This is a genomic window from Fundicoccus sp. Sow4_F4, assembly GCF_052116145.1.
GTDB lineage: Bacteria > Bacillota > Bacilli > Lactobacillales > Aerococcaceae > Fundicoccus.
The window spans coordinates 79,467-105,857 of record NZ_JBQKLQ010000003.1; the positions used below are offsets into that span (position 1 = coordinate 79,467).

The 26,391-nt window shown below is 42.1% G+C and carries 18 protein-coding genes, 2 pseudogenes and 1 other annotated feature; of the genes and pseudogenes, 11 read left to right on the top strand and 9 right to left on the bottom strand.

What is annotated here, in order from left to right:
- The first annotated feature begins 493 nt into the window (after positions 1-493).
- Together ACTQ5J_RS05995 and ACTQ5J_RS06000 are read left to right on the top strand one after the other, a co-directional pair.
- The gene (locus tag ACTQ5J_RS05995) at positions 494-1,462 is read left to right on the top strand and encodes a lactate/malate family dehydrogenase (protein ID WP_441751456.1); all 969 of its coding nucleotides are present in this window, start codon (positions 494-496) and stop codon (positions 1,460-1,462) included.
- Between the two features lie 118 nt (positions 1,463-1,580).
- Positions 1,581-3,935: a HelD family protein gene (locus ACTQ5J_RS06000; protein WP_441751458.1), complete on the top strand. Its 2,355-nt coding sequence runs from the start codon at positions 1,581-1,583 to the stop codon at positions 3,933-3,935.
- Between the two features lie 342 nt (positions 3,936-4,277).
- On the opposite strand, the gene fba is transcribed toward ACTQ5J_RS06000, so the two are convergent.
- The 4 genes from fba to ACTQ5J_RS06020 all read right to left on the bottom strand — a co-directional run bounded on the left by fba (position 4,278) and on the right by ACTQ5J_RS06020 (position 8,564).
- Entirely contained in the window at positions 4,278-5,135 is an 858-nt protein-coding gene (gene fba / locus ACTQ5J_RS06005; protein ID WP_441751460.1) for a class II fructose-1,6-bisphosphate aldolase, read from the bottom strand.
- A gap of 441 nt (positions 5,136-5,576) precedes the next feature.
- Positions 5,577-7,196, bottom strand: coding sequence for a CTP synthase (locus tag ACTQ5J_RS06010; RefSeq protein ID WP_441751462.1), 1,620 nt, complete (start codon positions 7,194-7,196; stop codon positions 5,577-5,579).
- Positions 7,197-7,440: 244 nt separating this feature from the next.
- Entirely contained in the window at positions 7,441-8,100 is a 660-nt protein-coding gene (gene rpoE / locus ACTQ5J_RS06015) for a DNA-directed RNA polymerase subunit delta (protein ID WP_441751463.1), read from the bottom strand.
- 44 nt (positions 8,101-8,144) lie between these two features.
- Positions 8,145-8,564 (bottom strand): DUF1934 family protein, encoded by a 420-nt coding sequence (locus ACTQ5J_RS06020; protein WP_441751465.1) that lies wholly within the window; start codon positions 8,562-8,564, stop codon positions 8,145-8,147.
- 88 nt (positions 8,565-8,652) lie between these two features.
- Here ACTQ5J_RS06020 and ACTQ5J_RS06025 point away from each other — a divergent pair, with 88 nt between their 5' ends.
- Both ACTQ5J_RS06025 and ACTQ5J_RS06030 read left to right on the top strand, forming a co-directional pair.
- Positions 8,653-9,591, top strand: a complete 939-nt coding sequence (locus ACTQ5J_RS06025; protein WP_441751467.1) for a lipoate--protein ligase family protein — start codon at positions 8,653-8,655, stop codon at positions 9,589-9,591.
- Positions 9,592-9,603: 12 nt separating this feature from the next.
- Positions 9,604-11,001: an HD domain-containing protein gene (locus tag ACTQ5J_RS06030; protein WP_441751468.1), complete on the top strand. Its 1,398-nt coding sequence runs from the start codon at positions 9,604-9,606 to the stop codon at positions 10,999-11,001.
- 511 nt (positions 11,002-11,512) lie between these two features.
- On the opposite strand, the gene ACTQ5J_RS06035 is transcribed toward ACTQ5J_RS06030, so the two are convergent.
- Positions 11,513-12,877 (bottom strand): oxaloacetate decarboxylase subunit alpha, encoded by a 1,365-nt coding sequence (locus ACTQ5J_RS06035; protein ID WP_441751811.1) that lies wholly within the window; start codon positions 12,875-12,877, stop codon positions 11,513-11,515.
- Here ACTQ5J_RS06035 and ACTQ5J_RS06040 point away from each other — a divergent pair.
- From ACTQ5J_RS06040 to citG, 4 genes and pseudogenes are all read left to right on the top strand, one after another.
- Positions 12,842-13,819, top strand: a pseudogene (locus ACTQ5J_RS06040) (citrate:proton symporter); the annotation flags it as partial. The gene ACTQ5J_RS06035 and the pseudogene ACTQ5J_RS06040 overlap by 36 nt on opposite strands.
- A 184-nt stretch (positions 13,820-14,003) precedes the next feature.
- Positions 14,004-15,641, top strand: coding sequence for a phosphoenolpyruvate carboxykinase (ATP) (locus tag ACTQ5J_RS06045; protein ID WP_441751470.1), 1,638 nt, complete (start codon positions 14,004-14,006; stop codon positions 15,639-15,641).
- Positions 15,642-15,705: 64 nt separating this feature from the next.
- The gene (locus ACTQ5J_RS06050; protein ID WP_441751472.1) at positions 15,706-16,401 is read left to right on the top strand and encodes a GntR family transcriptional regulator; all 696 of its coding nucleotides are present in this window, start codon (positions 15,706-15,708) and stop codon (positions 16,399-16,401) included.
- Complete coding sequence (gene citG / locus ACTQ5J_RS06055; RefSeq protein ID WP_441751474.1) at positions 16,394-17,266, top strand: triphosphoribosyl-dephospho-CoA synthase CitG; 873 nt, start codon at positions 16,394-16,396, stop codon at positions 17,264-17,266. Before ACTQ5J_RS06050 ends, citG begins: the two co-directional genes overlap by 8 nt.
- 156 nt (positions 17,267-17,422) lie before the next feature.
- On the opposite strand, the gene ACTQ5J_RS06060 is transcribed toward citG, so the two are convergent.
- The 3 genes from ACTQ5J_RS06060 to ACTQ5J_RS06070 form a co-directional block, all read right to left on the bottom strand.
- The gene (locus tag ACTQ5J_RS06060; protein WP_441751813.1) at positions 17,423-18,103 is read right to left on the bottom strand and encodes a methionine ABC transporter permease; all 681 of its coding nucleotides are present in this window, start codon (positions 18,101-18,103) and stop codon (positions 17,423-17,425) included.
- Between the two features lie 10 nt (positions 18,104-18,113).
- A complete protein-coding gene (locus ACTQ5J_RS06065; protein WP_441751476.1) occupies positions 18,114-19,175 on the bottom strand; it encodes a methionine ABC transporter ATP-binding protein in 1,062 nt (353 codons plus the stop codon).
- Between the two features lie 247 nt (positions 19,176-19,422).
- Positions 19,423-19,717 (bottom strand) — a binding site (T-box leader).
- 123 nt (positions 19,718-19,840) lie between these two features.
- A complete protein-coding gene (locus ACTQ5J_RS06070; protein ID WP_441751478.1) occupies positions 19,841-20,050 on the bottom strand; it encodes a hypothetical protein in 210 nt (69 codons plus the stop codon).
- A gap of 167 nt (positions 20,051-20,217) precedes the next feature.
- On the opposite strand from ACTQ5J_RS06070, the gene ACTQ5J_RS06075 reads away from it, so the two are divergent.
- Positions 20,218-21,330 (top strand): IS4 family transposase, encoded by a 1,113-nt coding sequence (locus ACTQ5J_RS06075; RefSeq protein ID WP_441751480.1) that lies wholly within the window; start codon positions 20,218-20,220, stop codon positions 21,328-21,330.
- A 1,305-nt stretch (positions 21,331-22,635) separates the two neighbouring features.
- Here the strand turns inward: ACTQ5J_RS06075 and ACTQ5J_RS06080 are convergent.
- Positions 22,636-23,493 (bottom strand): annotated as a pseudogene (locus tag ACTQ5J_RS06080) (nuclease-related domain-containing protein); the annotation flags it as partial.
- Between the two features lie 291 nt (positions 23,494-23,784).
- Here ACTQ5J_RS06080 and ACTQ5J_RS06085 point away from each other — a divergent pair.
- Both ACTQ5J_RS06085 and ACTQ5J_RS06090 read left to right on the top strand, forming a co-directional pair.
- Complete coding sequence (locus tag ACTQ5J_RS06085) at positions 23,785-24,948, top strand: pyridoxal phosphate-dependent aminotransferase (RefSeq protein WP_441751482.1); 1,164 nt, start codon at positions 23,785-23,787, stop codon at positions 24,946-24,948.
- 183 nt (positions 24,949-25,131) lie between these two features.
- Positions 25,132-26,277, top strand: a complete 1,146-nt coding sequence (locus tag ACTQ5J_RS06090; RefSeq protein WP_441751484.1) for an NAD(P)/FAD-dependent oxidoreductase — start codon at positions 25,132-25,134, stop codon at positions 26,275-26,277.
- The last annotated feature ends 114 nt before the right edge of the window (positions 26,278-26,391 follow it).

Here is a 26,391-nt window from a genome sequence, read left to right on the forward strand (position 1 = left end):
ACCACAGTCGGCAGGTTCCATCCAAAACCAGACTACCCTCTCACCCAGATTCAGCTTGATTAACCAAGAAGCATCTTTCTACTTCAAAAATTGTTTCTTCTATAAGAATAAACCCCAAAACTAGGAGGTGTCGTTCGTCTTTGACTCACGACGATTAACGTTAGCTGACGCTTTTATAAAACCGTCAGACACTCAGTGGCTGACTCCTTATTTATTTCCACAATTAGCGTGGGCTTGAAGCAAGATATTATTCAGCGTGCATCCCTCACTTTCTAATATACATTTCACAAGACAAATGGGAAAAATCCCAATCACTGTAAGCCAGCCACCCCTACTTTATACATTCTCAGCAAATAAAATCCACCATCCAGCCCCACCGCTCCATACGAACTTAGCGATGACAGTTCTAGAAAGCTAAATAGAAACTATATTTCTCTGCTTAATGTGTGGTATATTATAATCATTAGAACTTTATTAGAATCGAGGTTTATTTATGAAAACTCAAAAATTAGCAGTCATCGGTGCCGGCCATGTTGGTTCGCACGTTTTAGCTTATGCAGCAAAGTCAGAATTGTTTGGCGAGATTGCGGTCATTGATCCGCGTGGGAACATTGCATATGGTGAGGCGCTAGACCAAGACCATGCCACTGGACTCTTGTCAAGGCGTAACATCCATATCCATTCGGGTGGCTATGAAGAAGTAGCGGATGCAGATATCGTGATTGTTTCAGCGACACATGTCTATGCGCCTGAACCTGTTCCAGCTGATCGTCAGGAATTGATGAAGAATAACGCGTCAATTATTCGTGAAATTATGGATAATGTTGTCAAACATACACGTGATGCGATTTTAATTTTCATTACTAATCCAGCCGATACGGTTGCTTACATTGCTGCAAATGAGTATGACTATCCTAGCCAGCAAATTTTAAGTACAGGTTGTATGTTAGACTCCGCTCGTTTACGTCACTTTATTGGACGTCATTACGGCGTCGATCCAAAATCGGTTGCTGGTTATATGATGGGTGAACATGGCTACACAGCCTTTCCTGTCTTAAGTCGCTTAACCGTTGGTGGTATTGCTTTTGATGACTTAGCTGAATACTTCCCGGATGTAGAGCCACTGACAGCCGATCAAATTAAAGAACATGTGGTACAAACTGCTTATGAAGTTTTTGATGCTAAAGTTGGAGTTACCAACGCCGGTGTCGCAGAATCATCCATCGAATTGGCAAGGGCTATTTTGTTAGATGAAAAAGCGATTTATCCAGTCGCAGTCTCTTTCACTAACGGTGAATACGGCTTTGACCAACCGAGCGCCTTCAGCGTTCCTTGTGTCTTAGGACGTCGTGGTGTGGAGCGCCGCTTAATGGTTAGCTTAAACGATTGGGAAACAGAAAAATTAAAGATTTCAGTCGCAAGTATTCAAGCGTCGATTGCCTTAGCAGAATCTTTAAAATAATTTACCCTCCAGACCTTTCCCAGCAATAGCTTGGAAAGGTTTTCTCGTGTATGATTGTCTAGTGAGCATAAATATAGTATGCTATGGGGTCCAAGCAGACGCGAAAGGAGTTGCTGTTATGAAAACAGAATTACAACATGAACAAGACTATTTACAGTATGTCTATGAGCAATTGTTACACAGCCAAGTAGAGCTGAGTGAATTACTCGACTATTACGAAACTGACGGACGCGCTAAACTAAGCGTCTTAGCCAATGAGGTTCGTCTAAATTTCGGGGATGATTCGGATACGTTAGAAACTTATGCGAACTTTGAAATGAAGAGTCGCGAGATTGATCAGATGAACCTTCGGATGGAAACAGCTTCTAACTTATTACAAAAGGTTGTCCAGTTATTGAAGGCGCCGTATTTCGGTAAGATTGTTGTGGATTTTCTTGACGGTGACGAAGGCGATGATCTTGATACCTTTTATATCGGCCGTCACGGCTTTGCGACAGAAGAATCGCAACATTTGATATACGATTGGCGTTCGCCAATTGCTGAGTTGTTTTATAATAACGATATTGGTCCTTCTAACTATGAAGTCCACCAAAATCGAATTGATGTGGAAATCGCAGCTCGTCGCCAACTCATTGTCGAAGCGAACCGTCTTTTGAATTTCTTTGATGCCTCAGTTGCGATTCAAGATGATGTTTTACTTGAAGCCTTAAAACAAGACGCGACGACACAAATGACTGATATCACATCGACGATTCAAAAGGAACAGAATGTGATTATTCGTGACATGGACCACCCATTATTATTGGTTAATGGTGTAGCCGGAAGTGGAAAGACGTCGACCATTATGCAGCGAATTGCTTATTTGCTGTATACCTTACGCACAGAAATCACGTCAGATAACGTCTTGATTCTATCACCTAATCATAACTTTATTGATTACATATCGAATGTCTTACCTGCATTAGGTGAAAGTAATCCCTTGAATATGACTTTCTTACAGTTGATGGATCAATATTTAACTTGGCAAATTGAAAATGAGACAGACTACTTCGCAAGAATTAGTGCCGAAACAGTAGACGAGCAAACAAGCACTCTACGTACTGCCGATTACTATCACTTTGCTAAATTAGCTGGACCAAGCCTCGCAGGCAAACAGATTTTCAGACCCCTTACCCACAAAGGTAAGGCGATTATTTCGACTGAGCGTATTCAACAATTTTTTGAAGAAACGCCCGTTGAGAACAGCCTACAAGCTCGTATTCAAGCGACTAAACAAAAGCTTGCCGCTTATTGGGAAAGACGTATCCGCAAGCAAGCTAGCAAGCCAAAAATGCAAAATCAAATCCTGACACTATCAGAAGAAATGCAAGAAAAATATTTCGGTAGCTTGATTGCAGATGAATCGAATGCCAATGTGGTGAAACTCGGTCGCAAGTTATTAACGAAGAAATACCAAGGCATTACAAATGGGATTCAAGATAACCAATGGATTAATTTAGAAGCCATGTTTGATTTGGTCTATCAAGACTATACAAAAGGCAAAACGTATCAACATATGGCCGATGGTTTGTCGACGGTAGATGAAGCCGTGATTTACCTGTCATTGACTCACCATTTCATTGAGAAATTGACGCTACCTGAAATGCGTTTTGTCTTAATTGATGAAGTTCAAGATTATTCAGCGGCTCAAATTAACTTATTGAAAGATTTATTTGTGAAAAGCGAATTCACCATGGTCGGAGATGAAAACCAAGCGATTTTCAATAGTGCAATTGCTTTTGATGATATTAAAACTATCTTCGAGAAAACACGACACCAGGATAGCTCGACCGTTGGTATGAGTGGACGCGGTGCGGTTGTTAGAGCAAGACGTGGTCGTGACTTTGTTCAACGTTATGACTTATTGAACAGCTACCGTTCAAGTGGCGCCATCACGCAAGCCTTTAGCGAACTAGCAAGTAGCCAAGAGAATATTGCAATCACACCGATTCGCCCTTATGGAGCGACACCGGAAATTTATTCAGTAACCGATCATTCAGATTACCCGGCCCTGTTAACGAAGCTACTAGCCGACTTACCTGCCGAAAGTTCTTTAGCAATTATTACGAAAACAGCTGACCAAGCCAATGACTTGCGCGACTATCTTGACGTACATTTCACTGATCGCCAAGCAAGCCACACTACTGAACTCAAGCAAACTGATGACCCAAGTGAGGCAGTAACTGACGTAAAAGCAGCACAACTGCAGGAACTATTGACGACCAAACGATATCAAGTGCTACCAATCAGTGTCTCAAAAGGTTTAGAATTCGATAATGTGCTGGTAGATAATGTCTCAGCCGACAACTACGCAACGGCTCGTGAACAACGCATTCTCTACACTGCTTTCTCACGTGCAATGGACCGTTTGTTTATCACTTACACAGGCATCGCCAGTCCGTTTTTAGAAAAAATTCAATCCTTAGCAGAATAAATAATAACAATAATATCAATAAACACCTCGATCATTCTCTACAAGATCGAGGTGTTTATGCTTGCCCGTCTAATCCATCGGCTCAAAACTTCCAAAGAAGCGTTTAAAATGCCGTCAAACCATAAAGAGTACATTAAATTTTAGTCCATAAGTAATAAAGTATAGTAAGTAGTGAACATTTCCTTAATATATACGTTTTTGAACCACTAAATTCTATATAAAAAGTACAATGCCTTTCAGTGCACGACGATTTCGTTCAATTCATCACCCCACAAACACACGAAAAAAAGCACTTCAGTTCCTGCTCACGCAGCAACTAGAGTGCTTTTTAATGTGAAAGACTTAAGCTTTGTTTGATGAACCAAACATATCCATAGTTTCTTTCGTAGTTTTAACAATAGCGTCAAAACCTGGCTTGATTACTTTACGTGGGTCGTAAACTTTATCGTCAGTGTTTAATTTCTCACGAACAGCTTTCGTCCATTGTTGTTGTAATTCAGTGTTCACGTTGATTTTCGCGTGTCCACGTTCGATAGCCTTTTTAACTTGGAATTCGGGAATTCCTGAACCACCATGTAATACTAATGGTGCACCTGTTGCGTCTGAGATTGCTTGCATTTCGTCGAAACCTAATTGAGGTTCGCCATCGTAAGTTCCGTGTACAGATCCTAAAGCAGCTGCTAAAGCATCAACATTAGCTTCTGTAACCATACGCTTACATTCTTCTAGGTCAGCATATTGAACGCCACCTACAACACCGTCTTCTTCTCCACCAACAGTACCGACTTCAGCTTCAACTGAAGCACCGTTTGCGTGTGCGTACTCAACAACTTTTTTCGTTAATTCGATGTTGTCGTTGATTGGATCGTGAGAACCATCAATCATTACTGATGAGAACCCAGCGTCGATTGCTTCTTTACAAGTTTCGAATGAAGAACCGTGGTCTAAATGTAACGCTACAGGTACAGTGATGTCCATTGAATCTAATAAAGCAGTTACCATTGCTGAAACTACAGTAGGGCCACCCATATACTTACCAGCACCTTCAGAAACACCTAAAATGACTGGTGAATTGTTTTCTTGTGCAGCAGTTAAAACAGCTTGTGTCCACTCTAAGTTGTTAATGTTAAACTGACCTACAGCATATTGTCCCTCTTTAGCTTTGTTCAACATGTCTGTCATACTTACTAAACGACTCATGATCAAATTCCTCCTTGATTACAATACAAAATTTTATTCCTCTATAATTATACTCCAAAAAAGCCGATGATGCTAGGGATAAAGCCAAAGTAAAGGACCCTTTTCACAATAAACCTCTATTTAAGACCATTCCCTCTGACAAAATAAGACCAATCAACACCTAGTCGAAAGCATCAGGATGATAGGTTTAAATTTTGACAGCAAGAATCTGTCGCCCCCACCAAGGAAGCCCTGACACTAAACGCCCCACATATTCTCCCATCCAAAACCTAGGTGAAACAACTAATCTTCACTCGCGCTTGACCGCTTGTTTTTCTATCAAGCGCCTTACCCTATGAACATGAAGCGCTCCGTCTGACGCATCGCTGCCCCTTCGAAAGCCCAAAAGAGCCTCACCAACTCTCTCGTCGGAAAGGCTCCATTTTTTGACTTAGTGAACGCTTATTTTTTGATGCTATGTTGGTAGGATAAAGCTGCTTCAACAAAACCAGAGAAAATTCTTTGTGGTCGGTTAGGACGCGAAATGAACTCTGGGTGGAATTGTGAGGCAATAAAGAACGGGTGGTCCGCTAATTCGATAATCTCCACTAAACGACCATCTGGGCTGACACCTGAGAATATTAAACCATTCTCTTCTAAAACTTCACGGTAAGCGTTATTGAACTCATAACGGTGACGGTGACGTTCTTCGATAACATCTTGATCCATGTAAATTTCGCGAGTCTTTGTCCCTTTTTTTAAGACACATGGGTAAAGACCTAAACGTAATGTACCGCCTAGATTTTGTGTTTCATCTTGGTCAGCCATTAAGTCAATAATTTTATGAACCGCTTCTGTATTTTCTTCGGCAGAATCTGCTCCTTCTAGACCAACAACATTACGTGCGAATTCCACACAAGCTAATTGCATCCCTAAACAAATTCCGAAGAAAGGCACTTTATTTTCACGAGCGTATTTGATGGCAGCAATCTTGCCATCAATCCCACGGCTACCGAAACCACCCGGCACTAGAATACCATCCACATCGCCTAAGATTTCTTTAGCATTTTCATCCGTTACTTCTTCAGCATTGATCCAATGAATGTCAACATCGCTATCGAAAGCATAGCCAGCATGTTTCAAGGCTTCAACAACAGATAAGTAAGCATCTGGTAATTCAACATATTTACCAACTAAGGCAATGGACGTTGTTTGCTTCAGATGTAACACTTTATGCTCTAGTGCTTCCCATGCAGACATATCCGCTTGAGGTAAATCAGACATACCGAAGTGCTTCAAGACTAAATCATCCATGTGTTGCTCTTGTAGGCTTAAAGGAATTGTATATAAAGTCTCAACGTCACGCGATTCGATGACTGCCTCTTTAGCCACATCACAGAATAAAGCTAACTTATCTTTAATTGAGCTCGCTAATTCTTCTTCAGTACGTACAACAAGAATATTAGGTTGAATACCTAAACTACGTAATTCCTTGACACTATGTTGTGTAGGTTTAGTTTTCACTTCACCCGCTGCTTTTAAATAAGGAATTAATGTTGTGTGGATATACAACACATTATCCGTTCCAACATCCGAACGCATTTGACGCAAAGCTTCCAAGAAAGGTAAACTCTCGATATCGCCTACCGTTCCACCGACTTCTGTAATCACGATATCAGCATTGGTAATTTCACCAGCACGTATAATTTTCTCTTTAATACCGTTAGTAATATGAGGAATTACTTGAACCGTTGCGCCTAAATAGTCGCCATTACGCTCTTTGCGTAATACTTCTGAATAAATTTTACCGGTCGTCACACTCGAGTATTTATTGGCATTGACATCGATGAAACGTTCATAGTGACCTAAGTCTAAGTCAGTTTCTGAACCGTCATCTGTTACGAATACCTCTCCGTGTTGATAAGGACTCATCGTACCTGGATCGACGTTAATATAAGGATCGAATTTCTGAATAGCGATTTTTAACCCACGGTTTTTCAGCAAACGCCCTAAAGATGCAGCAACAATCCCTTTACCGATTGAGGAAACCACGCCACCTGTTACAAAGATGTATTTTGTCATAAAAGTTTACTCCCTTTACTTAATTATTTCTGCGCGTCCAAATAAATGATTGGCACGCGGGTGTTACCGAAGACCGCCATAAAAATAAAAGAGCTCCCCATTCCATTGGAACGGGGAGCTCAGACGACTTACATACCCTAACAGTCTGCCAGGGTGCCCAATGAAGATAATACTTGATTGGGATTTTATAGTCAAGTGATTATAAAAATTTAATTTTTAAGCTTGAATTTTAAGCTAACTAAAATTAATCTTCTTCCTCTTCGTCAAAACTTTGTTCTTCGTCTTCTTCGTCTTCATCATCGATTTCGATTACTTCATCGTCATCTAATTCAATCTCTTCATCACCAAGCTCAGTTAAATCGCTCTTATAAGCCACTAACTCTTTATCTTCCTCTTCTTCTTCCTCTTCGGCGTCTGGATCGATAATTGTGTTCAAGCTCGCTGTATCGTCTTCTTCGTCATCATCATCTTCATCATCAAATGAATCATCTTCTTCATCGTAAATACCATCCACATCTTCTGGATCATCATCATTGTAGTCAATCATGTCATCAGAATCAGCAAAAGCATTTAATTTACGTTTTTTCTTCAGCTTACGTTTCGGTTGCTCTTCTTCTTCAGCAGACGTAATAATTTCCTCGTCTATCTCATCAATCGCATACCATGCGCGTAAACCCCAACGATTATCACCTAAAGAAATAAAGCGACCATCAATATTAATATCCGTATAAAAACGCGTCATACGTGACTCTAATTCTGAATCATCAAAACCAAGATAGTCTTGGACCAACTCTAATAAGTCAGTAAAGTCAACGACATCACCCTTAGTTTCTAAAATTGCATGTGAGACCTCAACCATTGATAATTCATCTTTATTTAAATGTGTTAATTGTTTTAATTCCATCCGGGCACTTCCTTCCTAGTGTACCTTTATATATTACCGATTTGTCACCGATAAATCAATTGAAAATCATACTTACCCAGCAATTCCTCATTAAGAATTAATTCATAAGACAAATCCAAACGCCCCGCACCCTCACCCTGCTCCCAAGACATCGCCAACGTCCTCACATTCAAGTCCCAGACACCTTGAGGCGTCTGATAGGGCGTCACCGTCACCTGATCCAAATTAAAAAACAAAGAATAAGCCGGCTGCCTAATCTCCAATACTGGTGAAGGATTCAAAATACCTTCTGGACGCCACTTCAACTCAATTCTCGCCCCATTCTCATCCACATAAGCCAAACGCGAAAAAGACGACAACTCAACTAATTCACCCGAAGACATAAACTTATAATGCTCCTTAGAATCCTCCATCTGATACTCAATCCACTGATTAATCTCCAATGAAACTTCACGCTTCCCCATAAGACACCTCACTCCTAAACATTCTGCTTATTCATTATAATTCAAAGCATGCTATAATCAAAGTAACAACCAAAACAAGGAGCAATACATGCCAACATTCGACTACCTAAGCCACCATCACTGGCTCATATACGACGAAACATATAACCCTGACGCCCAAGAAAAAGACACCGCCATGGCCCTACAAGATAGTTTCATCCGATACTTACCCGGGAAAAATAAGGCACTAGACACACCAGCAAGCGCCACAACCGAACCCTCGAACAGCCTTGTCGATTCCCCTGCGGCCCTAGAAGAAGCGAGTGCCAAACCAACGGCCCTTCTTCACTTCTACCCGTCAGTTCGCGACACAATCTTGCTAGGCGCCAAAGATAAATTACTCGCTAACTTTACTGGCGGGGTCGACTATTTAATTGACCAAGGCTACACCGTTAGCTTGCGCCCTCACGGGGGTCTAGCAGTCGTCAACGATGCCGGAGTTTTAAATATCGCTCTGGTATCAGATAATAACTATTATCCCTTAACGATAGACGAGGCTTACGAACAAATGGTCAAACTAATCGAACTAGCGCTCGCTCGCTATGATTTAACAGTAGATGCTTATGAGATAGAAGATTCTTACTGTCCAGGAACATTTGATTTAGTGGTCAACGGCCGTAAAATCGGTGGCATCGCCCAAAGACGCTTTAAGAGTGGTTTAACAACCGCTGCTTATATTAGCGTGTCCGGTGACCAAGCAAGCCGTGCAGAATTGATTCGTGAATTTTATGCCATTGGCCAAGCAGATGAGCGCTTCCCTAGCGTCAATCCTGCTTCGATGATTAGTCTAACTGATCTACTGCCTGAAGCGGCAGCCGATAAGCTAACTGTTTCAGTCTTTAAACAAGATATATTAGATACGATTGCTAACTATAGCCAATACGAACGAGGCGATTACCTTGATCCAGAATTACAAGCCATCTACTTACCGCGCCTGGAACAAGCGGTCAAACGTAGTCGTAGCATTCAACCGAAAAACAACCAATAAGGAGGCCGCTTTATGCTGTCATTTGAGGAAAAAGTAAAGGCTCAAGAACTCCCCCGCGAAAAAGTATTCCGTGACCCAGTCCATGACTACGTGCATATTCGCGACCGCATCATCATCGACTTAATCGACACCCGTGAGTTCCAAAGACTACGCCGCATCAAACAATTAGGCACCTCATCATTTACATTCCATGGGGCGGAACACACGCGTTTCAACCATTCACTGGGTGTTTATGAAATTACACGCCGTATCATCAGCCAGTTCCAAAGAAACTACCAATCCGTCTCAGCAAATGACGGACTGTGGGATCAAAATGAGCGCCTCGTTGCCCTTTGTGCAGCGCTCTTGCATGATGTAGGCCACGGTCCTTTCTCACATACCTTTGAAGGGATTTTCAATACGAATCACGAGCGCATCACTGGCCAAATCATCACCTCGCCTGAGACGGAAATTAACCTTGTTCTTCGCCGCCTCGGCGATGACTTCCCAGACAGAGTGGCCAGTGTGATTGATAAAACCTATCCTAATAAACAAGTAGTCGAGTTAATCAGTAGTCAAATCGACGCAGATCGGATGGACTATTTACTACGTGACGCTTTTTATGCCGGCGTGAGTTATGGAACGTTCGACTTAACCCGTATTTTGCGCGTCATTCGTCCCTTCAATAACAAAATTGTTTTTGATTTTTCCGGCATGCACGCAGTCGAAGACTACATCGTCAGCCGTTATCAAATGTACATGCAAGTATACTTCCACCCCGTTTCACGTGGGATGGAACAAATCCTTAAACACTTACTGGCACGTGCCAAATGGTGCTACATGCAAGACGACGTTCATATGAAAACGCCGATTGGTCTTTTGGAACCTTTCCTTTTTGAAAAGTGGACACTAGAAGACTACTTACGTCTGGATGACAGTGTTGTTAACAGCTATTTCGTTCACTGGTCTCAAGAAGAAGACCGTGTTTTAGCCGATTTGGCTTACCGCTTTTTAAATCGTAAACCACATAAATCGATTATCGTTAACGAAAAAGAGGTCACACAGCTATCGATTGCCCTGAGTGAAGAATTATACAATTTCAATTATGATCCAGAATATTATTTCAGTGAGAATAGTAGCTACGATTTACCTTATGACCATTACCATCCAGACCGTCTCAGCAAGAATACGCAAATTGACCTTATTACAAAGACGAATCAGACGGTTGAATTGTCAAAAGTCAGCGCCCTAGTGAACTCTCTAACTGGTAAATCACGTGGCGACCACCGTCTCTATTTCCCTAAAGAACTCCTCACTGAACTCAATCGCATTCCAGCTAACCAGCTCAACGAAAATCAGAAAATGATTCTCGTCGCCTACGTCAATGAAAGAAACGATGTCACTCATCAAATCCAGCAACGTCTATTCTAGTCACCTTATCCCTGAAGCCATTCACGCTTCCGGGATTTTTGTTTTAACAGCTCCAATAAATTTCTAAGGAAAGCTGTCACTAGATGACAACTTCTCTTAGTTGGCTATCGGAACTTTTTAGTACGTCAATGCTATCTAGCGAAAAGACAGGTAGTGTCACTTGACTACGTTCGTGGCAAAATTACAAAAAAATTCTGTTCATTATAAATCGTCGTGGATCCACAGAAGGCAAGACTCTACTGATTTCCTTTACATTTAGGCGTGTGGCAATGACCTTCAGTAATAAGTAAAACGTCGGCTTGCGCAACTAATTGACCCATTCACTCAATGTTTAGACTGCGTTTGCCTGTCGTATGTCTCGTATAGCCATTTATTGTTACCGCAATTAAATCAAACTCTAAAGCTGTGACATCTTATCCTATCGAAATAAAAAGACAACGCATGACCTATGTTGGGGAACACGGTCATGTGTTGTCTTATTGGAATAAATTTGTCGTCCTATTGTGTGTAATTATTGAGGCATATTGATGCTGACGGCAACTGTCTGTTCAGGTACATCGTAGAAAGGATCTTCGCGACGACCTAGGAAATCACGTGCTTGCGCAGGGAATGAAGCGTAACTCAAGACATCTTCATCGCTATGGGCATACTCTTTGATTTCCTCTCGTAAGGTTGGTAATTGAGGTTCAATTAAGTCCGCTGGACGCACGGTCACCGTCTCCTCGTCTCCAATAATTTGCTTTCTAATCGCTTCATTAATCGGAGCTGGAGGTCGACCATACAGCCCTTTCAAGTAATCTTTGATTTCATTAGGGACCATCTTATAACGTTCGCCAGTAATGATATTCATGACTGCTTGAGTACCAACCATTTGTGATAAAGGCGTCACCAATGGTGGATAGCCCATATCAGCACGCACACGTGGCACTTCTGCAAGTACTTCATCATACTTATCCGCTAGGCCAGCTTCTGTCAATTGGCTCAATAAGTTCGACAACATGCCTCCTGGTACTTGATAAATCAGAGTTTTAGGTTCAACATCTTTCACTTTCGCTTTTAAGATATCTGCGTCACGGAAACGATCACGAATTGGATTGAAATGTTCAGCCACTTGCGTCACTTTTTCCATATCTAAGCCTGTGTTATAGCCTAAATCTTCTAAAGCCATTGCCACGGACTCGGTCGCTGGTTGAGAAGTCCCGCCCGCAAATGAAGAGATGGCTGTATCAATCACATCTGCACCCGCTTCAGCGACCTTCAAGTAAGTCATTTCTGAAATTCCACCTGTGGCATGTGTATGAACCACAATCGGTAAGTCGATCGTCGCTTTAATCCGGCTGACTAAATCAAAGCCCGCTTGTGGCGTTAATACTCCAGCCATATCCTTGATACAGATTGAATCCGCTCCTAAATCAGCCATTTCTTGAGCCAGTGTAACGAAGTAATCGACCGTGTGAACTGGGCTCGTTGTATAGGATATAGCTGTTTGGACGTGTCCTCCGGCAGCTTTTGTTGCACGAATGGCTGTTTCCAAGTTGCGGGTATCGTTTAACGCATCGAATATACGAACGATATCTATCCCGTTTTCGACTGCTTTCGTGACAAAAGCTTCAACGACATCATCGGCATAATTTTTGTAACCTAGAATATTCTGGCCACGTAACAACATCTGGAGTTTGGTGTTTTTAACATTTGCCCGGATTTGACGTAATCTTTCCCAAGGATCTTCGTTTAAAAAACGTAGACAAGAATCAAATGTTGCCCCACCCCACACTTCAAGCGAATGGTAACCTGCTTCATCTAGTGTGTTTAAGATTGGTAACATATCTTCGATTGGCATACGCGAATTTGCTGTAGTGCCTTCATTCCAATTTATAAAAAATTAGATATGAAATTAATGAACTTAGGTGTATTGGTTATTTTACAAAACACCATCATGAACTTATTACCATGGGGTGGACCAACGGCGCGTGCGATGGCTGTAATGGATGTTGGGGCTGAAATCTTAGGCTACTTAGTACCAGGAATGGTGCTTTCATTAGCTTACGTGATCTTCATTGTCGCACCGATGATGGGCCGCAAAGAAAGACAACGTTTAGGAATCGTTGATCTAAGTGAAGAAGAAGTATTAGCTTTAACACAAATCACAGACGAAGAAACAAAAGCAATTCGCCGTCCTCAAAACTGGACTTTCAATATGATTTTAACGATTGTTTTAGTCGGATGGTTAGTAGCTGGTTCATTTATCGAAGCCATTGAATTACCCCCTCTAATGTTATTCCTAATCGGAACATGTATTGCTTTAATGGTCAACTATCCTGTCCTTAAAGATCAAAACAAACGTATTAGCGAAAATGCTGGAGATGCAGTGCAAGTAGTTATCTTAGTATTTGCTGCTGGTATTTTTATGGGACTATTCCAAGGTTCAGGAATGGCTGATGCTTTAGCACAGAGCTTCATCAACATTATTCCAACTCAATTAGGCGGATTCTGGGGTATCATCGTTGCGATTATCTCAGCACCAGGTACGTTCTTTATCTCTAACGATGGTTTCTACTTCGGAGTATTACCTCCTCTAGCAGAAGCTGGTGCTTTATACGGCTTTACAAATATGGAAATGGCTTTAGCTTCACTAATGGGACAAGCATTCCACTTATTAAGTCCTTTAGTCGCTTTCATCTATCTATTACTTCGTTTAACTGGTTTAGATATGGGTGAATGGCAAAAAGAAGCAGGGAAATGGGCATTAGGAATCTTCTTGATTTTCATCGTGACAATTGTATTGACTGGACAGTTACGTCTCTTCATTCCACAATAAGCTCACACACTTTATAAAGCTAGCCAGGAGCCTCAAAGCTCTTGGCTTTTTTGTCAGTTAACAGATGGTTTAATTTAATGATATTGCACTTTAGTAACTTAAATGACCCCTTTTGAAAACGCTTAACTTTTCATTTTTAATATAGTACAATGAGCTTAATATAAAAAGAAAGGCTGATGTATTTATGGCAACCATTGAGATGTTTCAAACGAATGATATTCGCAAAAGTAACCCTCACTTCTCTCGTCTCAAGTCCACCGTCGAAACAGCTTTTTACTCAAACAACATCAAACAAGTCAACTCTTTAGAAGAGGCTTATCTAAGGGCCTTAAACGCTCCTAATACAATCGTTCTAGACACTGAGGTCAAGCACTCTGTGGAATTAGGCTTACCTGCTGATGCAAAGCAATTATTAACCCAAGATGGTCGAGTGTTTGGTCGAACTGCTAAAGCTCGTCGCAATTATGGTGATGATTCTGAGGAAGACGATAAATTACTAGGGATTGTTCGTGACGCCATTTTCGCTGGTTCACACCAACCTTTCTTAAAAGCAACTGCTTATGTTGGCTTAGATACTGACTTCATGGTGAAGGCACATATTACGATGCCTGAAAGCCAAAGTAATAATTTATATTCATGGTTAATCAATTTCCAAATTGCCAATGCAAAATACGATAAGCTTTATGCAGAGTCTAAAGAATACCCTGAAAATGATATTTACATCTTCTTCTACCCTGAGTTTAAACACCCTGATTATCCAATGGGCCTTTCTTATTTTGACTCAGAACACAACGTGGTCGCCGTCTTAGGTATGAACTATTTTGGCGAAATAAAAAAAGGAACGCTGACTTTAGCTTGGGGAACCGCGGCTCGTAACGGTTATGTCGCTTGCCATGGTGGCTTGAAGATCTTTAGAACAGAAGCTGATGCTCACGTTGCGTCTTTCTTCGGTTTATCTGGATCAGGTAAATCAACATTAACCCATGCCAAACATGAAGGACGCTTTGATATTGAAGTTTTACATGACGATGCTTTTATTGTGAGCATCGAGGATGGCTCTTCGATTGCTTTAGAGCCTTCCTATTTTGATAAAACGAGTGACTATCCCGCTGGACATCCAGAGCAAGACTACTTCGTGACTTTACAAAACGTTGGTGTGACGCTTGATGAAAAGGGCAAGAAAGCGTTAGTGACAGAAGATATCCGTAATGGTAACGGGCGGACGGTTAAGTCACGTTATTCGACCGCCAACCGTGTTGATAAAATTGATGAGCCGATCGAAGCGATTTATTGGATTATGAAGGATGATTCTTTGCCACCGATTGTTAAAGTAACCAATCCCTTGCTCGCTTCTGCTTTTGGGGCTACCTTGGCAACTAAACGTTCAACGGCAGAAAACACGACGGATGACCACGATGCATTAGTCATTGAACCTTATGCGAATCCATTTCGTGTGTATCCTTTAGTTGAAGACTATGAAAAATTCAAAGCTTTATTTGAAAAAGGGGTCGATTGTTATATCATTAATACGGGGGAGTTTTTAGGTCAGAAAGTAACCCCTAAAGATACCTTGGGGTTGATTGAAGCTAATGTCTTGAAAGAAGCTAAATTTGAACCCTTCGGTCCATTGGAGCATTTCGAATTCGTTGCATTAGACGGTTTCGATGTCCCATTTGAAGATGAAGTCTACTTAGATTACTTAAAGAGCAGAATGCAAGGACGCCTTGATTTTATTATTAACTTTAATGCCAAACACACGATGGATTTATTGCCAAATGAAATAATTGAAGCCTTTCAAAAGATTGTGCGTTCAATCAATTAACTAGACACTAAATGTTGCTGAAAGAGTTCACTAATCAGCAGCTGAATTATAAGGAGTATAACGAATGAATGACATTTTTGAAGCAGTAAAACTTAATCTTGATGTAAGTCAAAATCGCTCCTTAAAGGAGTCGGTTTATCAGGCTTTTAGGAAAACAATCATTCTAGGAGATATTCCAGCAGGTGTACGTATCAATGAAATGGAATTTGCTGATGTGCTGAATATTAGCCGTACTCCGATTCGTTATGCCTTGAAAAAACTGACTGAAGAGAATCTGGTCGAACATGTCCCCCGCATTGGAATGATGGTTAAAGGGATTCGAATTAAAGATGCTCACGAAATATATGATATTCGTAAAGCATTGGATACTTTAGCAACGATCAAAGCCATGGAAAACATGACGTCAGAAGATTACCGCGAGTTAGAAGCCTTGTTAGAATACGGCGAACAGCTCAATGCTCTTGACAAGGTTGATGAAGTCTTACAGAATTTTTCTGATTTTAACGCCTTTATTTACGAAAAATCAGAGATGTTGCGCTTACGTGAAATTGTAACTGACTTACAAACTTATCTAGTTTATTTCCGTGACGTGGCGATTCGATCATCTGCGCGTCGTAGCATTGCACTAGAAGAACATTGGTTAATTTTAAAAGGTATGAAAAATAATGATATTCCTTTAATCACGATGATGGTTCATGACCATCTCGATCGGTCATTGGACTTTATCTTAGCAGAAATGGAGCGTCGACGCCTTGGCTAATAAACTTACGAAGCAAGTTGCTCAACTAGCCACTAAGGCTCTACTTTATGAAGTGGCCTTAACACCTAAGCCTGGTTTAGTTGACCGGGCCAATAACGGCTCTCACCATGATATGAATTACTATACTTTTCTTAATAGCATTATGGCCTTAACGCCCTATTTTCAAGAATATGTTGACCTTGGTTACCAACATGAAGGCACTTTAGAAGATTTGTTTGATTATTGCCGTGTCATTGGTATTCAAGCGGAACAAGATATGTTGGAGGCGACGCGTGGGATCAATACACACAAAGGCGCAAACTTTTCCTTTGGCGTGATTTTAACGGCCACTGGCTATTTTCTAAAAAATAATCCGAAGTTACCTTTGGAAGCGATCGATGTTGAAACGATTTTAGTCATCGTACAGAAAATGACAGAAAATCTAATTAAACATGATTTTGCCAAGATTCATTTAAAAGCCAAGTTATCTAATGGCGAGCGTTTATATTTAGAAAAAGGTATGACCGGTATTCGCGGTGAAGCGGCTAATGGTTATCCTGCAGTGCATCATTTATTGTTGCCTTTCTTGCGTCAATACCGAGAAAGTCACGAGAAAGATGAAGTTGTTCTTTTACGTTCACTTGTCTTATTAATGAGTGAAGTGGAAGATGGCAATATTTTGCATCGTGGGGGCTATGACGCCTGGCAGCAAGTCAAAAAAGACATGCTGGAGTTACATGAAGCGAACTTAAATCAAGTTGATTTCATGGAAGATTTGACCGCTTACGATCAGAAAATGATGGAGCGTCACTTGAGTCCTGGTGGGGCGGCGGATTTATTAGCGATTGGAATCTACTTTGCTTTTTTAGAAGAAATATTTAATTAACGTTTAAGCCCTCACTCCGACAAAGAGTGGGGGCTTTTATTTGCCAATAAAAAAAGTCCCTTCCACTCTGCGTTCGAATGGAAGGGATTGTTTGTGGGTCCATTTGGGCATGTTTAATCCCTAAGTAAGGCTTGCTTATCGTGGGGAATATTCTGCCTAATGTTGTGTTCGTTTGATTAGCCAGTTGAATAGGCGTTGGCTGATGAAAACGATGACTAGGATGAGGAAGGTTGATACTAAAACAACGTCCATGCGACTGCGTTGATATCCGCGGGCGATGGCCATCGTTCCTAGTCCACCTGCTCCGACGGCTCCGGCCATTGCGGTTAGGCTGATGATGTTGATGACGGTCGAGGCGCTGACGCGCAGTAGTGCTGGCAGTCCTTCGCGTAGGTAAACGCGGAAGATGATGCCCAGTGGGCTTGAGCCCATTGCTTGTGCGGCTTCGACGACGCCAGGATCAACTTCTAATAGGGCGATTTCCACTTGTCTTGCGAAAAATGGGATGGTCGAGATAATGATTGGGACAGATGCCGCTGTGGCTCCGATTGATACGCCAACGAGTAGGCGAGTAAATGGTACTAATAAAGCTAATAAGATGATGAATGGAATCGAGCGGAAGATGTTAATAAATGAGTCGAGCGCTCCATAGATCACTTTGTTTGGTAGGATGCCTTTTGGTCCGGTCACAGTGATGACGATTCCTAGTAATAAGCCGAGTAGTCCGCCGAAGAAGACTGTTAAGCCAAGCATATAGATGGTTTCCCAGATAGCTTCGCCGAATTTGTCGCGTAAGTCCCATGCGTGTGGTAAATATTCCATCATAAAATTATTGATATACTCCATTCTAATCCTCCTTCGTTACGTATTCTTCGAGTAGTTCGCTGACTGAGTCGACCTTCACACCGCTAGTGCGCAGGTAGTCGATCGCGTCTTGGATTTTTTTCTGATCTCCGGTAAAGGCAACAAGTAAATTACCCACTGGTATATTCTGTAGGATTTCAACGTGTCCATATATGATGTTGACAGTCACATCGAAATCGCGGACAAGGGTTGATATCAGTGGTTGCGTGGTGCCAACACCCACGTAACTTAAACGCGCTAGAATACCTTCGCGATTTAGTTTCTGTGTTTCTGGATGTGCTAAGACCATGGCCATTTCTTGGTCAAAATGGGTGGCGGTGTCGATAAATTCTTTGGTTAAATGTTCAGTGGGCTCTGTAAAGATATCTACGATTGGGCCTTGTTCGAGAATGCGCCCGTCTTCCATTACGGCTACTTTATGGCAGAGGTCTTTAACGACTGACATTTCATGAGTAATAATCACGATGGTTAGGCCGAGTTTTTCGTTTAGTTCTCGCAGTAGGTCCAGAATTGAGCTGGTCGTTTTCGGGTCCAGTGCGCTAGTTGCTTCGTCACATAAAAGGATGTCGGGGTCGTTGGCTAGAGCGCGCGCAATCGCGACTCTTTGCTTTTGTCCACCAGATAGTTGTTTAGGATAGGCGTCCGTTTTTTCTTTTAGGCCGACTAAGTCCAGTAACTCTGCTACTTTGGCTGCTTTTTCTTTTTTATTTAAACCACTACCTTTTAGTGGGTAGGCAACGTTGTCGAAAATCGTGCGGGATTCCATCAAGTTAAAGTGTTGGAAGATCATGCCAATTTTCTTGCGTGCTTGGCGCAGGCTATGCGGTTTCAGGGTCATTAAATCTTGTCCGTTGACTAGGACACTTCCGTTTGTTGGTCTTTGTAGCAGGTTAATGGTACGAACGAGAGTACTTTTCCCTGCCCCGCTGTAGCCGACAATGCCATATATTTCGCCTTTTTCGACGTCTAAGTTGACGTCTTTCACGGCAGTTACGACACGATCTTCATCATGGAATACGACGTCTATGTCACGTAGTGTTATCATGTTTTTCCTCCTCTTGCGCCTAGGGTGTTTGGCTGGTGCCTGATTTGATAGTGCTGGGCGCGTATTGTGTTGTATTTGTTGCTTGCTTTGCTGCTAGTTCGTGCATAATTGTGCGATTTCGGTGCAGCTCGCCGGTTGTGATGTAATCTTTTGATTAGAGTGTGCGCTTGGCTAGCCTCTAATTGCTTCTTAAATTCAGTATCACACGTCAATCGCTTGGTGTAAATGCAAAAAACTCCCCTCCTATGAAAAGGACGAGAGTTTGTTAACTTCGTGTGACCACCTTAATTTGCTGTTACATCACTGAAACAGCCTCAAACAGTACGCATGATTTTTAGACTCTCTGCCTCAAATGGACAGAGCTTCATTTAATACTGTGGCTTCCTAACGGTTGCTGCCGTTCATCCCTATTGCGCGATTGCTCGTGCATTCGGAATGACCGCTCAATGGCCATTTTCAATTCATCATACTGTACCTGCTTACACCCACACAGGCTCTCTTTGACAGATGATTAAATTTACTTTCCACCTCAAAGCGTTTTGCTTTATTAATCTGAATGTATCTTACAAGTAAAATGAGAAGGTGTCAAGCTTTTTTATCATTTAATTCTCATAATCAGAAGGAGTGGTATTTTGGATGACGTCGGATGGAGTCAGTGAGGACGCTTAGTAAATCTGAAAAAGCCAGACCATGGTCGCCAAGACAGCTAGTTGGAAAAAGATATTGCGATTGATTTTATTTGGGTATTTATACATGAGTAATGTTGCTGCACCAAGCACTGCGGAATTGATCGAAATCACTTGCAGCCAATCTAAAGTTGCCACTACAATAAAGGCAGCCAGAATTACTAAATTATGTTTGATTTCTTTTGTCATGTTACCAATTCCTCTCTTTTAGATGGTTGATATCTATATATAAATACTCACTAATGGTGCATAAAAATTAATAAAACTATCGTCAAATTGTTCCATGAAATGAACCGAAAAAGTCCTCTATAAAAGAGTTGGATGACTTATCCAAATCCACTATAAAGGAACATACCATGGATAAGTATAATACAAACATAACATTTAATAAATGGTTTTCGCCAATTAATTTAACAACCTTGTCAAAAGGTGCTCAAAAAGAGATGGCTCAATTTAATCAGTATGTGAAGAAGGTGGACTTTGAGGCTTTTCTTAAGCTATTACTTCATGCGATTCACGATGAAAAAGAGAGTTTACGCCATTTGGAAAACACCGTCATCAACCCTAAACTACAACAGGAAGTAGGATTAACCGCCATTTCATATTCTCAATTAGCTAGGTCATTGAAACGCTGTCCCCAATCGGTGTTATTAGAACTATTCTTTCAATTACTGGGACAAATCGAGCCATATCATCCAAAAATCTCCCACAAAAAGTTATATATCATTGATTCGATCACGTTTTCGTTAAGTCAATTAGCGTATAAGTGGGCCAAGTTTCGTCCAACGAAATCTGGGATTAAGGTCCATCTCATGCTTCGTTATATCGACAAAGGAGCCATTTACCCGGTTAAATTCGAGCAGAGTACAGCTTCTGCGCATGATAAAAATTTTCTACTAAACATTGTAGAAGAACCCAATGCCACCTACGTCTTTGACCGAGGCTATCTGGATTATTTAATGTTAGATCACTTAGACGACCACAGCTATTTCTTCGTGACACGTCTTAAAAGCAATTCGCTCACCTGTGATACGGAAGATTCCACTTGGAAACTGTCGAACGATTCACCCATTATCTCTGACCAACTGACGCGACTTGGTGGAAAAAATGACATCACTCATCGCTTTCGAGTTGTGACGATCCAGCGTAAAAATGCGTCAAATTTACGTCTGGTAACCAACCGTCATGATTTATCGGCAGAAGAAATCAGTGCCATTTATCAGTCACGCTGGGAAATTGAATGGTTCTTCAAACACATTAAGCAGCATCTAACGATCAAACATTATTTCTCTCAGTCTGAAGAAGGCGTCACTAACCAAGTGATATTGGCGATGATTGCGTATCTCCTGACTTATCTTATGCGACTAAGGCTCCAAACAAAGAAGTCAATTTTTCAAGTGTTAAGGACCCTACGCACACTCTTGTTTGAACCGTTTGAGCAACTGATCGTACAATTGGTCCCCACGTAAGATAAGGGCTTGGGCACATTACTTTCATTTAACTACACAGGTAAAAAAAACTGGCAAAGTCATCCACTTGCGTCAGCATTCAGTTTTTTTAATTGAAGCGTTAAAATTATCTTGAATAAAAAGCAATCTGTGTTGGTCAATATTTTATTAATTTTTATGCACCACTAGTGATAAATACTATACTTTTTATTAACGATAAATACAACTATTATCGCGGCTTCATACAGAAAGCACCAGCCTAGCCAGTAGAGCTAACAAGTAACTTAACTCGTGTCGCTTTAACATTAAGTGAGTGGGCTTTAAAAGAATAAAGGAGTCGCTCCCCGATGGTCCGCGACGGTTTTGCAAGGGCGGCAGGCTCTTTGTTTAATCGTCGGGAACCGTAGGTGAGCGACTCCGCTGGTGTTGCAGGGTTTTGGGAGGTGTGAGGTAATGGGAGCTTTGGGGTAGAACGCTAATTCAACGTCGCGAAATAACCACGTGGGGTTAGACCCTCCAATTCAACGTCGCGAAATAACCACGTGGCGTTAGACCCTCTAATTCAACGTCGCGAAATAACCACGTGGCGTTAGACCCTCTAATTCAACGTCGCGAAATAACCACGTGGGGTTAGACGCCCAATTCAACGTCGCGAAATAACCACGTGGCGTTAGACCCTCCAATTCTACGTCGCGAGATAACCATGTGGGGTTAGACGCCCAATTCTACGTCACGAAATAACCATGTGGGGTTAGACCCGCCAATTCAACGTCGCGAAATAACCACGTGGGGTTAGACCCTCCAATTCAACGTCGTGAAATAACCACGTGGGGTTAGACCCTCCAATTCAACGTCGTGAAATAACCACGTGGGGTTAGACGCCCAATTCAACATCGCGAAAAAACCACATGGGCTTAGACCCTCCAATTCAACGTCGCGAGATAACCACGTGGCGTTAGACGCCCAATTCTACGTCGTAAAATAGCCACGTAGGCTTAGACCCTCCAATTCAACGTCGCGAAATAACCACGTGGTGTTAGACCCTCCAATTCAACGTCGCGAAAAAACCACGTGGGGTTAGACCTCCAATTCAACATCGCGAAATAACCACGTGGTATTAGACCCTCCAATTCAACGTCGCGAAATAACCACGTGGGGTTAGACCCTCCAACGCCACGTCGCGAAATAACCACGTGGGGTTAGACCTCTATAAAGTGGACCCTGTAGAATAGACACTTTTAACAAGGTAATCAATAATAGTAAATCGTCATCATTCTAGATTAACCAATGTTATTTCATCAGACTTATTAAAACAGATTGTTGATATTACCTCTTAAAGTTATATTTTTTGAGTAAAGTGATATCCTTTAAGCCAGTCGATGGGTTTTCATAATGAGAATAGCGCCCTGTCATTAATTGTTGGAAGTTTTTGCTAAGATTTTTTGAAACATAATGAAACGGCACCTGATTCCCCAAAAAGACCTGAACTTCTGTGGAGCGAAGCACCCGCTCATGTGTCAACAGCCCGTACTCACAAATCGTGCGGACGATTGCCCGCTCCTTACTCTCCATGTGTCCACACTGACAACAGGTCGCTTTATAACGTGACAACTCGACCTCAAAACTCGAACACTCAGGACAGCACAATCCCGCCTTCAACTGGCTCACCTCTTCAACCGACAAGCTTTTAGGCGGATAAGGATTCTTAATTCTATAGCGCTCCGAGATCAGCTTCTGCATTTGAAGGGGAGTCATGTTGGCTGGCATCGAAATAACTTCACTCTCATAAACTTGTTGAACCAAACCAATCAAACCCGCCCGATTCAAAGCTAGTTCCGCCGCAGCGCCTTCCACCTGAAGCTGACTATCCGGATTGACGAACACCACCCGCCCCTTAACCGTCCCGTTGTAACCTAGTTGCTTGCACATTTCTCTAACCTTTTCTACAGACCGATTCAGTTGGGTGAAAATGTCGTGATTCACCCGTTTGCCGTTAATCATCGCCTGTCCATTAATATGTGAGTAATGGCCCTCATAATTTTTAGCATCCAAAACTAAAATCCCAGACCGGCTCACCAGTAACAAGTCAATTTGACTCGTGCCCCCTACTCCAAGCCACAGGTCATGCAAAAACGCCCAATCACGCTGCCCATGCTTCAACAATAACTCATACAATTCACTTTCACCTAAAAAACCTCACTGTTGCAATTTTAAATTAAATTGCTCCTTCTCATTTAGACCATTGCGCCCTTGCATAATCTCTAAATATTGTAACTCTAAATTCTTCTCTAACATCTAATCGCTCCTTATAATTGGTCTTTTATATAAATACGCAAAAAGCCCCCCAATATGCTTTTTTTTCTAAAACTTAATGAAAAAAAAACAATTCGACGAGTGCTGTTCCTTCTTTCTATCGTACCTACTCATCTTTTATGCTACAATATAAGAAAATACTTAAAAAGTGGTGAGTTTACGATGAAAAACATAAAGTTAAACGAAAGCTTGGCGGCCCTAAAACCAAGTCCGATTCGTACATTTAATGATTCTATCAGTGAAATTGAAGGAATCATTCGCTTGACGATTGGTGAGCCGGATTATCCGACTCCACGTTTTATTAAAGATGCCGCGATTGAATCCATCGATAAAAGCTTTAACGGCTATAGCCACTCGCGCGGTCTCATTGAATTACGTGAAATCATTAGCCAATATATGGACCGCAAATACGGCCTAACTTATTCAGCAACGGAAGAAATTATAGTAACCGTTGGTGCGACTGAAGCACTCTTTTCGACTTTTTACGCCTTACTTAATAAAGGTGAAAAAATCATTACTCCGTCGCCACATTATGCGGTATACGGCACTCAAGTTAGCTTAGCTGGCGGAACGTTTGTCCCGGTTGACGTCTCAAATGACGACTTTATCCTGACACCGCAACGCCTGGAAGAAACGCTAAAAGAGCATCCAGAAACTAAAGCCCTACTATTCAACTACCCATCGAACCCGACGGGAGTAACGTATACGGCTGACCAATTGGAAGCACTAGCAGAAGTGATTAAGCAACATGATATATTCGTAATTTCTGACGAAATCTATTCTGAATTAACCTTTGACGGCAAGCACACATCGATTGCCCAGTATATTCCTGAACAAACGATTGTCATCAACGGCGCATCTAAATCTCACTCGATGACAGGTTGGAGAATGGGCTTCATCTGTGGCCCACAATGGGTAATTAATGAGATTTTCAAAGTTCACCAATCAGCCGTCAACGCACCAAGCACGCAAGCACAATATGCAGTCATCAAAGGCTATGCCGAAGGTGACGAGGCGATTAACGAAATGCGCGAAGGCTATATCGAACGACGCGACCTACTAGTGGCTGGCTTTGAGAAGCTCGGCTTTGAACTGGCTGCCCCACAAGGTGCCTTCTACCTATTCATTAAGGTTCCCGCTTGGTTTGACGGTGACGGCTACGAATTCGCGACTAAATTAGCCCACGAAGCAAAAGTTGGCGTTGTACCCGGATCGGCTTTTGGCGAAGCAGGTAAAAATTACTTCCGCCTAAGCTATGCTGCCAGCACTGAAAAACTGACTGAAGCACTGAAGCGAATCGAAACATTTGTTAACGCAAATAAATAAATGCATCCGCCGCTGAATCTTTCAGCGGTCTTTTTTCCTCCAGGCAAAATAAGACTGTAAACCAGCTAGCGTTACCTCAAGCCTGCGACCTTAAATTGATAGTCAATCACTCTTTGTTAAAGTCTAAGCTTTTCAAGTAAGCTAAATTCCATTAAACTAGAGAGACGAAACGGAGTTGATTTGATGACACAAGCAACAATTGGAATCATCGGAGGCGGCATTGTCGGTTCGACGGCTGCCTATTACTTAGCTAGAAGTGGACACAAGGTGACAGTCTTTGACGAAGGGGTTGGTCAAGCGACGAGTGCCTCAGCTGGGATTATCTGTCCTTGGTTCACTTTAAGACGCAATAAACCTTGGTACTTCCTCGTATCGAACGGTGCAGAATTCTACCGAAAAATGATGGCCGATTTGAACGCGGACGGCTTTGATACCACGGATATCTTCCAACAAGATGGCACCTTGATTATGCGCGATAAGCCCAATCGCTTAGAACGAGACTTGACGGATGGCGCTAAAAAGCGCGAGACAGCACCAGCAATTGGGGAAATCCAAACAGTTCCTAATAATGAATTGCAAAACTTTTTCCCGCATCTAGAAACAGATTATCATGCAACTTTTGTTGAAGGTGGCGCTCGCATTAACGGTCGTGCCTTAATCCAAAATCTGCAGGCCGCTATCGAAACATTCGGTGGGACAATCATTCGTGAACGCGCGCAAACCAACTTCAATGAAGAACAAGCTGTCACGCTTGCCAGTCCATCAAGCCTTGCAAAAACTTACGATCGCATCCTTTTAAGCGCCGGCCCACATTTGCCTAGCCTATTGGAACCTTTGGGCTATGAAGTGGCTATTACGGCGCATAAGGGGCAGTTGTTAAGTTTCTATTCAGATGATTGGAAAGACCGTCACTGGCCAGTTGTAATGTTGCCAGGTAAACTCGATTTGATTCCCTTTAACAATGGGGAGATTGTCGTGGGGGCGACTCACGAGCATGATATGGGATATGATCTAAACTTTGACGAAGAGCGCTTAGCAACACTTCGAGCAGCGGCAGAGCAGTGGATGCCTGCTCTTAAAGGCCTGCCGATTCATCGCCGTGAGGTTGGAAGCCGAGCATATACACCGGACGCGTCGGTTTTAGTAGGGCAAGTGCCCGGTTTGAAGAACGTCTGGGCCGTTAGTGGTTTAGGCGCTTCAGGCTTGACGAGTGGGCCTTTCTTAGGTCATCAATGGACGCAGCTAGTTCAGCAAGGTCAATGGGATATCAAGCCAGAAGACTTTCCCATCGAGCGTTTTGTTCGCCGCAAGGACCAGCCACCTGAGTAATGCAGTTTCATAAGGTTTACGTCTCGCTTGAGAGTGGCTTATTTTCCCAAAAGTCCTTTTAGTGGTGTTATTGCATTCCTTTATGGTATTATTCGAGTATAATTTAGTAGTTTT

Coding starts and splice junctions, on each gene's coding strand:
- ACTQ5J_RS06030 (WP_441751468.1), top strand. CDS start 9,604: ATGCTGTCATTTGAGGAAAAAGTAAAGGCTCAAGAACTCCCCCGCGAA.
- rpoE (WP_441751463.1), bottom strand. CDS start 8,100: ATGGAATTAAAACAATTAACACATTTAAATAAAGATGAATTATCAATG.
- ACTQ5J_RS06020 (WP_441751465.1), bottom strand. CDS start 8,564: ATGGGGAAGCGTGAAGTTTCATTGGAGATTAATCAGTGGATTGAGTAT.
- ACTQ5J_RS06010 (WP_441751462.1), bottom strand. CDS start 7,196: ATGACAAAATACATCTTTGTAACAGGTGGCGTGGTTTCCTCAATCGGT.
- ACTQ5J_RS06065 (WP_441751476.1), bottom strand. CDS start 19,175: ATGATAACACTACGTGACATAGACGTCGTATTCCATGATGAAGATCGT.
- ACTQ5J_RS06075 (WP_441751480.1), top strand. CDS start 20,218: ATGGATAAGTATAATACAAACATAACATTTAATAAATGGTTTTCGCCA.
- ACTQ5J_RS05995 (WP_441751456.1), top strand. CDS start 494: ATGAAAACTCAAAAATTAGCAGTCATCGGTGCCGGCCATGTTGGTTCG.
- ACTQ5J_RS06045 (WP_441751470.1), top strand. CDS start 14,004: ATGGCAACCATTGAGATGTTTCAAACGAATGATATTCGCAAAAGTAAC.
- ACTQ5J_RS06025 (WP_441751467.1), top strand. CDS start 8,653: ATGCCAACATTCGACTACCTAAGCCACCATCACTGGCTCATATACGAC.
- ACTQ5J_RS06050 (WP_441751472.1), top strand. CDS start 15,706: ATGAATGACATTTTTGAAGCAGTAAAACTTAATCTTGATGTAAGTCAA.
- fba (WP_441751460.1), bottom strand. CDS start 5,135: ATGAGTCGTTTAGTAAGTATGACAGACATGTTGAACAAAGCTAAAGAG.
- ACTQ5J_RS06000 (WP_441751458.1), top strand. CDS start 1,581: ATGAAAACAGAATTACAACATGAACAAGACTATTTACAGTATGTCTAT.
- ACTQ5J_RS06070 (WP_441751478.1), bottom strand. CDS start 20,050: ATGACAAAAGAAATCAAACATAATTTAGTAATTCTGGCTGCCTTTATT.
- ACTQ5J_RS06090 (WP_441751484.1), top strand. CDS start 25,132: ATGACACAAGCAACAATTGGAATCATCGGAGGCGGCATTGTCGGTTCG.
- ACTQ5J_RS06085 (WP_441751482.1), top strand. CDS start 23,785: ATGAAAAACATAAAGTTAAACGAAAGCTTGGCGGCCCTAAAACCAAGT.